This window comes from Jatrophihabitans sp. (assembly GCF_036389215.1).
In the GTDB taxonomy this organism is placed as follows: domain Bacteria; phylum Actinomycetota; class Actinomycetes; order Mycobacteriales; family Jatrophihabitantaceae; genus Jatrophihabitans_A.
Window position 1 is genome coordinate 1 of sequence record NZ_DASVQG010000311.1, and the last position, 13351, is coordinate 13351.

Annotated in this window: 8 protein-coding genes; 6 read left to right on the top strand and 2 right to left on the bottom strand. The window is 69.6% G+C overall.

Features of this window, described 5'->3' with window-relative positions; all coding sequences use genetic code 11:
• The 5 genes from VF542_RS17795 to xylA all read left to right on the top strand — a co-directional run.
• Positions 1–906 (top strand): LacI family DNA-binding transcriptional regulator (locus VF542_RS17795; protein WP_408653037.1); only part of this gene is annotated, 906 nt, incomplete at its 5' end.
• 47 nt (positions 907–953) lie between these two features.
• Positions 954–3281: a beta-glucosidase gene (locus tag VF542_RS17800; protein ID WP_408653038.1), complete on the top strand. Its 2328-nt coding sequence runs from the start codon at positions 954–956 to the stop codon at positions 3279–3281.
• Between the two features lie 36 nt (positions 3282–3317).
• Positions 3318–4307 carry an acetylxylan esterase gene (locus VF542_RS17805; RefSeq protein ID WP_408653039.1) on the top strand — a complete coding sequence of 330 codons (990 nt, stop codon included), beginning with the start codon at positions 3318–3320 and terminating at the stop codon, positions 4305–4307.
• A complete protein-coding gene (locus tag VF542_RS17810; protein ID WP_408653040.1) occupies positions 4307–5209 on the top strand; it encodes a phytanoyl-CoA dioxygenase family protein in 903 nt (300 codons plus the stop codon). The genes VF542_RS17805 and VF542_RS17810 overlap by 1 nt, the downstream gene beginning before the upstream one ends.
• 90 nt (positions 5210–5299) lie before the next feature.
• The gene (gene xylA / locus VF542_RS17815; protein WP_408653041.1) at positions 5300–6505 is read left to right on the top strand and encodes a xylose isomerase; all 1206 of its coding nucleotides are present in this window, start codon (positions 5300–5302) and stop codon (positions 6503–6505) included.
• Between the two features lie 306 nt (positions 6506–6811).
• On the opposite strand, the gene VF542_RS17820 is transcribed toward xylA, so the two are convergent.
• Positions 6812–7270, bottom strand: coding sequence for a hypothetical protein (locus VF542_RS17820; protein ID WP_408653042.1), 459 nt, complete (start codon positions 7268–7270; stop codon positions 6812–6814).
• A complete protein-coding gene (locus VF542_RS17825) occupies positions 7267–9348 on the bottom strand; it encodes a CARDB domain-containing protein (RefSeq protein WP_408653043.1) in 2082 nt (693 codons plus the stop codon). Before VF542_RS17825 ends, VF542_RS17820 begins: the two co-directional genes overlap by 4 nt.
• A gap of 175 nt (positions 9349–9523) precedes the next feature.
• On the opposite strand from VF542_RS17825, the gene hrpA reads away from it, so the two are divergent.
• The coding region (gene hrpA / locus VF542_RS17830) for an ATP-dependent RNA helicase HrpA (RefSeq protein ID WP_408653044.1) at positions 9524–13351 on the top strand (3828 nt) is incomplete at its 3' end.

Sequence of the window (13351 nt, forward strand, 5' to 3'; positions counted from 1 at the left end):
ACCTACGCCCACGTCCAGAGCGTGATCGCCGAGCTGGGCTACGAGGCAAGCCTGGTGGCCCAGAGCCTGCGCAATCACAAGACCAACGTGGTGGGTATCCTGGTCGCCGACCTGGAGCCGTTCATCACCGAGGTGCTCAAGGGCGCCGGTGAGGGTCTCCGCGGCACCGGCTTCGAGCTGGTCATCTACTCGGCGGGAGGGCGCACCGGTGACCTCGACGGTTGGGAGCGGCGGTACCTGTCCCGGCTCAGCGGCACCCTGATCGACGGCGCGATCCTGGTGACGCCCACCATCGTCGACGTCAACTACGGCGCGCCGATCGTCGCGGTCGACCCGCACACCGGAACATCCGATACGCCCACCATCGACGCCGACAATCTGCGCGGAGCGCATCTGGCGACCGAGCACCTCATCGACCTGGGGCACAAGCGCATCGCCATGCTCACCGGCCGGCAGGACCTGGAGTCCTCGGTGCTGCGCGAGCGGGGCTATCGGCAGGCGATGCGCAAGGCTGGACTTGACATCGATGAGCGGCTGATCCAGCCCGGTGAGTACCACTTCGACCCGTCCAGGGACTCGGCGCGCACGATGCTGAGCCTGCCCGAGCCACCCACCGCGATCTTCGCCGCCAACGACACCTCCGCACTCGCTACCCTGGCGGTGGCTGCCGAACTCGGCATCCGGGTGCCGCAGGACCTGTCCGTGGTCGGCTTCGACAACATCCCCGAGTCGGCGCTCAACGTCCCGGCCCTGACCACGGTCGAACAGCCGATCCGGCTGATGGGCCAGCGGGCCGTCGAGATGCTCATCGAGCTGATCGAGGGCCGGACGCTGGAAAGAACGCATGTGACGCTGGACACCCGGCTCGTGGTCCGAGCCTCGACCTCAGCTCCAGCCACCACCTGACCTAGCCCTGGTCATTCGAACGGGAAGCTTTCGAACGGAAAGTCGACGTGACAGTTCACCGCAGCCAGACTCCAGAACTCTGGCACGATCCTTCGGTTCGCACCGCCGACCGGGTCGCAGCTCTGATCGCGCAGCTGACGACCGAGGAGAAGCTGGCGCAACTGCAGGGCCTGTGGGTCGGGATGAACAGTGCCGGCGGTGACGTGGCACCGCACCAGCACGAGCTGGCCGGCGACCCGCCGGCCTGGGAGGATGCCATCCGACATGGGCTGGGGCAGCTGACCCGGCCGTTCGGAACCGCGCCGGTCGACCCGGCTGTCGGCGCCCGCAGCCTGGCACGCAGCCAGCGCCAGGTGATGGAGGCCAACCGGTTCGGCATCCCGGCCCTGGTTCACGAGGAATGCCTGACCGGGTTCGCCGCCTGGCGGGCCAGCGTGTTCCCGTCGCCGCTGTGCTGGGGTGCCAGCTTCGACCCTGAGCTCATCGAGCGGATGACGGCGCGGATCGGTGCCACCATGCGCAGCGTCGGCGTCCACCAGGGCCTGTCCCCGGTGCTCGACGTCGCGCGCGACCTGCGCTGGGGGCGGGTCGAGGAGACCATCTCCGAAGACCCTTACCTGGTAGGCATGATCGGCAGCGCCTACGTCCGTGGCCTGGAATCAGCCGGCATCGTCTCGACGCTGAAGCACTTCGTCGGGTACTCGGCCTCGCGAGCCGGTCGCAACCTGGCGCCGGTCTCGATCGGCCGGCGCGAGATCGCCGACGTGCTGCTGCCGCCGTTCGAGATGGGGCTGCGCGCGGGCGCCCGCTCGGTGATGAACTCCTACGCCGACATCGACGGCGTGCCGGTGGCCGCGGACGAGACCGTGCTGACCGGCCTGCTGCGCGACACCTACGGTTTCAACGGCACCGTGGTCGCCGACTACTTCTCGGTGTCGTTCCTGCACACCCTGCACCGCGTGGCAGGAACCCTCGGCGAGGCGGGGGCGCTCGCCCTGGCCGCTGGGATCGATGTCGAGCTGCCCACGATGACCTGCTACGGCCAGCCGCTGCTGGAAGCCCTGCAGGACGGCACCGTCGACATCGCCTGGGTGGACCGGGCAGTGGAGCGGGTGCTGCGCCAGAAGTGCGAACTCGGACTGCTGGACGCCGATTACTCCCCCGAGGCCCCGCATACCGACATCGAGCTGGATCCCGCGGACTCCCGTGCGGTGGCCCGGGAGCTGGCCGAGCGTTCCATCGTGCTGCTGCACAATCGCGACGGCGCGCTGCCGCTGGCAGGCGGGCAGCGGGTGGCGGTGGTCGGGCCCAGGGCGCACGAACCGGGGGCGATGATGGGCTGCTACGCGTTCCCGATGCACGTCGGGGTGCACCATCCCGAGGTGCCACTGGGGCTGGACGTTCCCACCCTGTTCGAGGCGCTGGAGGCCGACCCGGCCGGTTACCAGGTGAGTTTCGCTGAGGGGTGCCCGGTGCTCGGCGGCTCCGATGCCGGCATCGCCGAGGCGGTGAGCGTGGCCGAGCAGGCCGACGTGTGCATCGCCGTGCTCGGCGACAAGGCCGGGTTGTTCGGCGGCGGGACCTCCGGCGAGGGCTGCGATGCCGCCGACCTGCGGCTGCCCGGGCGGCAGGAGGAGCTGCTCGAGGCGCTGCTGGCCACCGGCACCCCGGTGGTGCTGGTGCTGCTGGTCGGCCGGCCGTACGAGCTGTCCCGCCAGCTCGACCGCCTTGCCGCGGTGGTGTGCGGCTTCTACCCGGGCGAGGAGGGTGGCCCCGCGCTGGCCGGTGTGCTGAGCGGGCGGGTCAACCCGGCCGGGCGGCTGCCGGTGTCCTTTCCGGCCGAGCACGCCACCCAGCCCTCGACCTACCTTTCCTCGACACTGGCCGGTCGCAGCGAGGTCAGCAACATCGATCCCACCGCGCTGTTCGCCTTCGGGCACGGGCTGTCCTACGCGCCGGCGACCTGGGCCGAGATCCGGCTGGCCGGCGATCAGGACTGGCCCACCGACGGCACCTGCACGCTGCTGGTCACCCTCGGCAACCCCAGTGACCGGGCGACCTCGGAGGTCGTTCAGGTCTACCTCAGCGACCCGGTCGCCGAGGTCGCCAGGCCGGTGCAACAACTCATCGCGGCCCCGCGGGTCGATCTGGAACCCGGCCAGCAGCGAACCGCGACGATCACCCTGCACGCCGACCTGACCGCCTACACCGGCCGGGCCGGGCAGCGGCAGGTTGATCCTGGCAGGGTGGAGTTGCGGGTGGGTGCCTCCAGCGCCGACATCCGGGCCTGCCTCGGCGTGGACATGGTGGGAAGCCGGCGGGTGGTCGGCTTCGACCGCGTCATGCGACCGGAAGTAGACATCTCGACCAGCTGAACCCCAGCTGCAACCCTCGAGGAAACACAGGGGATCATGTTCGTCGACCTTCCGCTCGAAGAGCTGCGCGAGTACCGGCCCGAGGTGGCCGAACCTGCCGACTTCGACGACTTCTGGGCAGATCAGGTGTCCGCGGCGCGCGCCGTCGAAGCGGCCCCGGTGTGCACTCCGATAGCCAGCCCGATCACGCATTCCGATGCCTTCGACGTGACGTTCCCGGGGCACGGCGGCGCCCCGGTGAAGGCCTGGCTGCTGGTGCCGCACGAGCCGGTGCCCGACGCCGCCCTGATCGTGGAGTACATCGGCTACGGAGGCGGCCGCGGCAACCCATTGGACTGGCTGACCTGGAGCAGCGTGGGCCATCCCCACCTGGTCATGGACACCCGGGGCCAGGGTGGCGGCTGGCGCAGTTCGGACACGCCGGACCCGGGTGACAGCGGAGCGCCGAGCTCACCGGGCTTCCTGACCCGAGGCATCGCCGACCCACGTTCGCATTACTACACAAGGCTGTTCGTCGACGGCGTGCGGGCTGTCGACGCTGCCGGCGCGCTGCCGTCCTGCAGCGGCCGAGCTGTCGTGACGACCGGTCAGAGTCAGGGTGGCGGGCTGGCGCTGGCCGTCGCCCACCTGCACGGGCAGATCAGCCTGACCATGCCGGATGTCCCCTTCCTGGCACACTTCCGGCGCGCTACCCAGATCACCGACAGCCGTCCGTACAACGAGATCCGGGAGTACTGCGCGGTGCACGGCGACAAGGTGGATCAGGTCTTCGCCACGCTGTCCTACCACGATGTCGTCAACCACGCGAAGCGATGCCGGGCCGCGGCGCTGTTCTCGGTGGCGCTGGCAGACGACATCGCCCCGCCCTCGACCGTCTTCGCCGCCTTCAACCACTACGCCGGGCCCAAGCAGATCGAGGTCTATCCCTTCGCCGATCACGAAGGCGGCGGCACCCGCCAGTTCCTGGCGCAGTTGGCGCGCGTTCGAGAATCGACAGTCCTCGATGCAACTGCCGGGAGTCGTTGATGCGCTACCACTACCTGAGCGATGACCAGGCCGAGCAGTTCCTGCGGCGCGGCTTCGTGACGATCGAAGGTTGCTTCGACCGCGACGTCGCCGACGAGTGGGTGGAGCGGGCCTGGCGCCGGATGGGCTACCAATCCGAGGACCCGTCCAGCTGGCTGGAGAAGCGGGTGCACCTGCCCGACAGCTCAGGAGTGGACGCGCGGTACTTCGCGCCGCGCGCCTGGCAGGCGGCCGTGGAGCTGGCCGGCGGCGAGGACCGGCTCCAGCTGCCCTGGCGGTGGAGCGACGGCCTGATCGCCAATCTCGGTGTCGGCGGTGACCAGCCGTGGCAGCCGCCGTCGGCGGCGGTCGGGGGCTGGCACAAGGATGGTGACTTCTTCCGGCATTTCCTGGACTCCCCGGAGCAGGGGCTGCTGTCGTTCGTGCTCTGGACCGACATGCTGTCCACCGGCGGGGGCACGTTCGTCGCGGCTGACTCGGTGCCGGTGGTGGCCCGGTTCCTTCTCGACCATCCCCGAGGCGTGCTGTTGGACGACTTTCCGTTCACCGAGCTCATCTCGCAGTGTTCGGACTTCGTCGAGCTGACCGGCAAGGCCGGCGACGTCGTGCTACTGCATCCCTACGTGCTGCACGCCACCTCGCAGAACGTGCTGCAGGTGGCGCGGTTCATCTCCAATCCGCCGCTGGAACTGAAGGCACCGCTGAGTTTCGACCGGTCTGATCCCTGTGACTACTCACTCGTCGAGCTGGCAGTGCTGCGCGGGCTGGGCGCGGAGCGGTTGCCCTACCGGCCCAGCGGACCCCGCGAATCGGTGGTACCCCAGCGGGTCCTGGCCCAGCGGGCGTCAACAGTTCAGCCGGCCTCAGACCAGCGGGCGGCAGCACACTCCGACCGCGGCTGACAGCAGCCCGCGCCCGGAGACCGTTTGGCCTTGTTACAGCAGTCGATTCTCATCCACGAACACTCACCCACGAATCCATCGGAGGACATCATGGCACCAGTACCAACGCGTGAGGACAAGTTCAGCTTCGGACTGTGGACGGTCGGCTGGCAGGCTCGTGACCTGTTCGGCGAGGCGACCCGGCCGGTCCTGGCCGCCGTCGAGGCCGTGCACAAGCTGGCCGAACTCGGTGCGTACGGGATCACCTTCCACGACGACGACCTGGTGCCGCCCGGCAGCAGCGCCGACGAGCGGCACCGGATCCTGGACGAGTTCAAGAAGGCGCTGGCCGACACCGGCATGGTGGTGCCCATGGTGACCACCAACCTGTTCGGCGATCCGGTGTTCAAGGACGGCGGCTTCACCAGCAACGACCGCTCGGTTCGCCGGTACGCGCTTCGCAAGGTGATGCGCAACATGGACCTGGCCGCCGAACTCGGTGCCCAGATCTACGTCTTCTGGGGCGGGCGTGAAGGCTCTGAGGTGGACTTCGCCAAGGACGTCCGGGCGGCGCTCGATCGCTACCGCGAAGGCATCGACCTGCTGGCGCAGTACTCGATCGACAAGGGCTACGGCATGCGTTTCGCCATCGAGCCCAAGCCGAACGAGCCGCGCGGTGACATCCTGCTGCCGAGCATCGGGCATGCGCTGGCCTTCATCAACGAGCTGGAGCACGCCGACATGGTCGGTATCAACCCCGAGACCGGTCACGAGCAGATGGCCACCCTGAACTACACCCACGGCATCGCGCAGGCGCTCTGGCAGGGCAAGCTGTTCCACATAGATCTCAACGGGCAGAAGGGTCCCCGCTACGACCAGGACCTGGTGTTCGGCTACGGCGATCTGCTGCAGGCCTTCTCCACCGTGGACCTGCTCGAGAACGGCGCGCCCGGCGGTGGTCCGGTCTATGACGGTGACCGGCACTTCGACTACAAGCCGCTGCGCACCGAGAGCATGGAGGGCGTCTGGGAATCGGCCCTTGCCAACATGGAGCTGTACCTGACCCTGCGCGAGCGGTCCAAGGCCTTCCGCGCCGATCCGCGGGTGCAGGACGCGCTGGCCGACGCCGGCGTCGGTGACCTGAACCAGCCGACCCTGAACGACGGCGAGACCCACGAGCAGTTCGCCGCCGACCGCAGCGCCTTCGAGGACTACGACCTGGAACCGGCTCGCACCAAGGGCTACGGCTTCGCCCGCATCCAGCGGCTGGCGATCGAGCACCTGCTGGGAGTCCGCTCGGGTACGCAGTTGGACTGACGCTGGGGTGGCCTGATCCGGTGGCCGCCGTTGCCTGATCCGGTGGCCGCGGTTGCCTGATCCGGTGGCTGCGATCTCTCAGCCGCTCGGCGAAGTGCCTTGGCAGCCATGCAGCGCAATCGTCGGCCAGGTCGCCGTGATCGTTGGCCGCGGTGCAGCGGCCCAGCCGGCGTGTCGGCCTGCTACGGGGCCAACGATCGTCAGTAGGGCGGGTGACCGCCGTGAAATGGACAGTGCCGCCGGCTTAGGAGAGCCGGCGGCACCGTATGTAGCGCTCGCGCGCGAAAGATCGTTCTTTTAGTGCGGTTACTTCTTGCGGGCAACCACCGAGACCAGGGTTTCATTCCCGCACTGGGACAGCTCGCGGATCGCCCACCGGCCGTCGTACTCGGCCGAGGACCAGTCGGACTCGGCGTCGCGCGGTTCGGTCTCGCCGTTCTTGGGAGTGAACCCCTTGGCCGGCAAGTCGGTCTGCAAACCTTTCAGCACGTCCTTGAAGGCAGTGGCCGTGACTCCGCTGACCACCAGCCCCGCGGTGCCACGATCCTCGGCGGAGGTGACCACCATGCCGGCCGGCAGCGGGAACGCCGTCGGAAAGCCGGTCGGCGGCTGCACGGCCTTGGCGTCCTTGGAACAGACGGCCGTGCTAGCCGACGCCTTCAACTTCGCCTGGTCCTTCTCCTTCTCCTTCTCGGCCTCGCTCTCGCAGCCGGCGACCATGATCATCGCCATCGCGACACCGGCTACCCGGAACATCAAAGTCACTTGATGGCCACCGTGATGGAACGCCGGTTATCGGACTCGTTCGATTCGGCCAGGGCGTTGGCCGGGTCGGCGATCGCCAGCACGGTCTGGTTGCCCTTGAGCTGCTTGGTGGTCCACGCCGCGGTCACCGTCTTCGACGTTCCGGCCGGCAGGCTCACCGGCGCCGAGGTGCTCAACACGTTGTTGTTGACCTGGAACTGGACCGGGGTGGTGACCGCCGACTTGCCGAGGTTGGTCACCGTCGCCGTGATCGTGGACGCGCCGTTGGTGGCGACAGTGGACGACAGGTTCGTCACCGCGACGTTGGGCTGCGGGTCGGAGGCCGAGAACATCGTCAGGCCGGCGTACTGGCGAGCGATGGTGGCGTAGGCGTCGAAGTTGTTGACGCCGGTGGTCGGGCAGCTGCCGGTGCACCCGTCGGCGTAGCCGACCTCGACCCGGCCCTGCTTGTCGATCGTGGAGCCGATGAAGTCGAGCAGGTTGCGGTCGTTGCCACAGGTGGTGCCGCCGGTGCAGATCGAGCCGATCTGAACCGGGTCGGTCGGGGTGGCGTCGACGGTCACCCAGCTGGCGCCACCGTCGTAGGTGAACGCGGTGTAGAGGTGCCAGATGCCGTGGAAGTTCGCCGCGTCCTGGTAGTTGCCCGGGGTGGTGGTGCCGATGAAGCTCACCGCGGCGCGGTTGTCGTCGCCGGCCACCGCGGTCGGGAACACCACGTTCTTGATGCCCTGGGTGGCGCCGACGTTGTAGTCGTTGACCCAGGTCGCGCCCTTGTCGTGGCTGACCGCGACGTGCTGGGTGCCGTCACCGTTGGCGTAGCCGAGGTAGACCGTGCCGTTGGCGCCGATGCTGACCGCCGGGTCGCTGTCACCGGGGAGGCTGTTGGGAACGGTGCGCACCGTCCAGGTCTTGCCGTTGTCCGAGGACACCGTCACGCCCTGGTGGCCGCCGCAGCTCTTGTTCGGCACGTAGGCGGTGCCGTCCGGGGCGACCATGATGTGGCCGTGCAGGCCACCGCAGTCAAGCAGGTTGTAGACCGGCACGCCGGCGCCGAAGGTGGTGCCGCCGTCCCGCGAGAGTGCGCAGAACGCGGTGGCGATGTCCTGGCTGCAGTAGTAGACGGCCCGGGGGTAGAGGTTCGCCACGTTCAGCGGGTCACCAGCCACGAAGTTGCCGCCACCAAGGGTCTGGTGGTCGACGCCGGACGGGATGCCACCGCCGGTGCTGGGGTGCCAGGTGACACCTTCGTCATCGGTGTAGCAGGTCAGCGAGTTGACCCCGGACAGCTGGGACTCGAAGGTCCGGCCGGTGGTCGAGTCGGTGTAGAGGATCGGGTCGAGCGAGGCCGTCGACCCGACCACGCAGCCGTTGGCGGCCTTGGCCGACACGTCCTTCCAGGTCGCGGCCGGCGGGGTCACCGCGTCGTTGAAGGTCACCTTGTAGGTGGACAGGTACGCCTGGTAGAAGCTGGAGCCGGTCTTGAAGCTGTTGCCGATGGACGGCTCGCCGGCGTTGTGGGCGTCAGGCAGCGTCGCGGGTGCGCCGTAGTTGGCGATGCTCGGGGCCGGCGCGGTGGAACCCGGAGCCCCGTCGCCGGCCTTGGTCACCATGGCGGCGCTGGCGGAGTAGCTCTGGCCGAGCGGCGCGAACGGGACGACCCGCACGGTGTACTTGCCGCTGGTCGGCGGCAGCACGACCACCTCAGGGTCGGCCGAGGACGCCGCGATGGCCACCGTGGCACCGGAGGAGTCCAAGACGTAGAGGTCGAAGTCGGCGGCGCTGTTGGGCCAGCCGACCGAGACCTTGAGGTTGTTGGTGTCGCCGTAGCCGGCCGGTGTCGCCACCGTCAAGGCATAGTCGTCACACGACTGTGGGACCGAGCAGACCGGGTCACCGGCCTGGGCGGTGACATTGGCTACCGCGAACGGGCCACCGGTCCAGGTCCTGGCACCGCTGGTGTCGGTGATCGTGCCGGATGAGGGCGTGGAACCGGAGGCGGCTACCGCTCCGGAGATCGCAAGTGCGGTGGCACCGACGGCGACGAGCGCCAGCCGGCGACGCACGGAAAGTGTCTGCATGACTGAGTAACGACGCATAGCTCTGGAGGCTACGGAAAATACTGTGAGATGGCCGTTTGCCACTGGCGGGTGGTGTCAGGTAGTCCCAGTGGGCGCGGGCGGCTCGTCCGGGTTGTCCTGAGTACCCGGCTGACGGGGCAAATTCGGGTGGTTCACAGCACTACCCTGGAAGCAAATGTCCTCCCCAGCCCAGCCGTCCGAGCCGTCCCGGCCACCCCGCGCGGCACGGCGGCCTCGCCCTTCCCGGCGGCCGAGGTCCGACCGTCCGGTCGAATCAGCACAGACCGGCTCGGCACAGACCGGCTCGGCACCGGCGGATGCGGCACAGCTGGCCGACCTGCGCCGCCGGATCTCCGACCTCGGCCCGCAGGACTCCCACCGGCTGGGTCGCCGGCTGCAGGGCAGCGGCTCCGGCCCCGACCGGCTGGCCGCGCTCGCCGGGGACGTAACAAGGGCCGAGCACCGGCTGGCTCAGCGCCGGGCCGCCGTGCCGGCGATCAGCTATCCGGCCGACCTTCCGGTCAGCCAGCGCCGGGACGACCTGCTCGCGGCGATCGCCGAGCACCAGGTGGTCGTGGTGGCCGGCGAGACCGGCTCGGGCAAGACCACCCAGCTCCCCAAGCTGTGCCTGGAGCTGGGCCGAGGCGTCAAGGGCATGATCGGGCACACCCAGCCCCGCCGGATCGCCGCCCGCGCGGTGGCCGAGCGGGTGGCTGACGAGCTCGGCACCGAGGTCGGCCAGGCGGTCGGGTTCGCGGTCCGGTTCACCGACCGGGTCGGTGACACCAGCCTGATCAAGCTGATGACCGACGGCATCCTGCTGGCCGAGATCCAGCGGGACCGGATGCTGCGCCAGTACGACACGATCATCCTGGACGAGGCCCACGAGCGCAGCCTCAACATCGACTTCCTGCTGGGCTATCTCAAGCAGCTGCTGCCGCGCCGTCCCGACCTGAAGCTGATCATCACCTCGGCGACCATCGACCCGCAGCGCTTCGCCCAGTACTTCCACGACGACCAGAACTTCGCCGACGTCCCCGTGATCGAGGTGTCCGGGCGCAGCTACCCGGTCGAGGTCAGGTACCGCCCGATCGTCGATGCCGAAGCCGAATCGGAGGAGGAGCGCGACCAGGTCACCGCGATCTGCGACGCGCTCACCGAGCTGCGCGGCGAGCCGTCCGGCGACGTGCTGGTGTTCCTGTCCGGCGAGCGGGAGATCCGCGACACCGCCGACGCGATCAACGCCATGAGGCTGGCCGACACCGAGGTGCTGCCGCTGTACGCCCGGCTCTCGGCCGCCGAGCAGCACCGGGTGTTCGCCGCTCACCGGGGCCGGCGGGTGGTGCTGGCCACCAACGTCGCCGAGACCTCCCTCACGGTGCCGGGGATCAAGTACGTGATCGACTCGGGCACGGCCCGGATCTCGCGCTACAGCCAGCGCACCAAGGTCCAGCTGCTGCCGATCGAGGCCATCTCGCGGGCCTCGGCCACCCAGCGGGCCGGGCGCTGCGGGCGCACCTCCGAGGGGATCTGCATCCGGCTGTACTCGGAGGAGGACTTCCAGTCCCGGCCGGAATTCACCGATCCGGAGATCCTGCGCACCAACCTGGCCTCGGTGATCCTGCAGATGGCCTCCCTGGAACTGGGTCCGGTCGAGTCGTTCGGGTTTCTCGACCCGCCCGATGCCCGCCAGATCGCGGACGGCATCGGGCTGCTGACCGAACTCGGCGCACTGCAGTCGACAGCCCCGCAGCCACCCGGACAGCAGTCCACCGCCCCGCAGCCAACCGGACAGCAGCCAACCGGACAGCAGCCAACCGGACAGCAGTCAACCGCGTCCCGGCCCGGAAAGGCGCGGTCGGCCCAGCCCAGGCTCACCGAGCTGGGCCGGCAGATCGCCCAGCTGCCGGTGGATCCCCGGCTGGCCCGGATGATCATCGAGGCCGACCGGCGCGGCTGCGTGCCCGACGTGCTGGTGCTGGCCGCGGCGCTGTCGATCCAGGACCCCCGGGAACGCCCGGTCGAGCACCAGCAGGCAGCCGACCAGCAGCACGCACGGTTCGCCGACCCCACGTCGGACTTCGCCAGTTACCTCAACCTCTGGCGGCATGTGCGCGAGCAGCAGGAGCAGCTGTCCTCCAGCCAGTTCCGCCGGATGTGCCGGACCGAGTACCTGTCCTACCTGCGAATCCGGGAATGGCAGGACCTGTTCGGCCAGCTGCGCCAGATCGTCAAGGGGATGGGGGTGCGGATCGGCGACCAGCCGGCGGATCCCGAGCAGGTGCACCGCAGCCTGCTGTCGGGCCTGCTGTCCCACATCGGGCTCAAGGACACCGCCCGCCGGGACTACCTGGGCGCGCGCAACGCGCGGTTCGCCGTGTTCCCCGGTTCCGCGCTGTTCAAGAAGCAGCCGACGTACCTGATGGCGGCCGAGCTGGTCGAGACGTCCCGGCTGTGGGCCCGGGTGAACGCCGGCATCAAGCCCGAATGGGCCGAGGAGCTGGCGCCGCACCTGGTCAAGCGGACGTACAGCGAGCCGCACTGGGAACGCAACCAGGGCGCGGTGATGGCGTTCGAGCGGGTCACCCTGTACGGGGTGCCACTGGTGGTCGCCCGCAAGGTCAACTACGCCACGATCGAGCCGGAGCTGTCCCGGGACCTGTTCATCCGGCATGCCCTGGTCGAGGGTGACTGGCAGACCCGGCACCACTTCTTCGCCGCCAACCGGGCGCTGGTCGCCGAGGTGCAGGACTTGGAGAACCGGGCTCGCCGGCGCGACATCCTGGTCGACGACGAGTCGGTCTTCGCCTTCTACGATCAGCGGATCCCGGCCTCGGTGGTGTCGGGGCGGCACTTCGACGCCTGGTGGAAGAAGGCCCGGCACCGCCGGCCGGACCTGCTGGACCTCTCCACCAGCCAGCTGGTGCGACCCGGCGCCGAGAGCATCTCGCCCGAGCAGTTCCCGGACCGCTGGACCTCCGGCGAGGTCGAACTGGAGCTGAGCTACCGCTTCGAACCGGGCGCGGCCACCGACGGGGTCACGGTGGGAGTGCCGCTGCCGGTGCTGAACGAGGCCACCACCGCGGGCCTGGACTGGCAGGTGCCGGGGCTGCGCACCGAGCTGGTGGCTGCCATGCTCCGCACGCTGCCCAAGCACCTGCGCCGCGCCGTGGTCCCGGTGCCCGACACCGCGGCGGCCCTGGTCGCCGCGCTGCCGGAGGATCTCGGCCGGCACGCGGGTCAGCTGAGGAAGGTGCTCAGCGCGGAGCTGCGCGAGTTGCGCGGCGTCGACATCGCAGAGGACGCCTGGGACCTGGACAAGCTGCCCGAGCACCTGCGCCCGACCTACCAGGTGCTCGACGAGCAGGGCCGGGTGCTCGGCCAGGGCAAGGACCTCGCCGAGCTGCGGTCCCGGTTCGCCCCGGCCGTCACCGCGACCCTGGAGAGCGTCACCGCGGACCTGGCCCGCGACCGGCTGGCCGACTGGGACTTCGAGGCGCTCCCCCGCTCGGTGCGCCGGGAGGTCGCCGGCTACCCGGTCACCGGCTATCCGGCCCTGGTGGCCGAGAACGGCACGGTGTCGATCCGGGTGCTGGACACCGAGGCCAAGCAGCGACGCCAGATGTGGGACGGCACCCGGCAACTGCTGGTCAACACGGTGCCCTCCCCCGTCAAGCAGCTGATCCGGGGCCTCAGCCTGCACCAGCGGCTGACCCTGAGCCGGGCCCCGCACGGCTCCCCGGCCGCGCTGCTGGCCGACTGCGTCGCGGCGGCGGTGGACCAGCTGCTGGCCGCGGCCGGCGGCCCGCGCTGGGACCGGGCCGGCTTCCTCGAGCTGCGCAAGCAGGTGGCCGCCGAGCTGCCGGCCACCGCTGCCGGGATCGTGGCGGTGGTGGAGAAGGTGATGGCCGCCGCGCAGGAGGTGGAGGTTCTGCTCGGCAACACCACCGCGGCCCCGCTCAAGCCGGTGGTGGCAGAGGTCCGGGCCCATCTCGACAGCCTA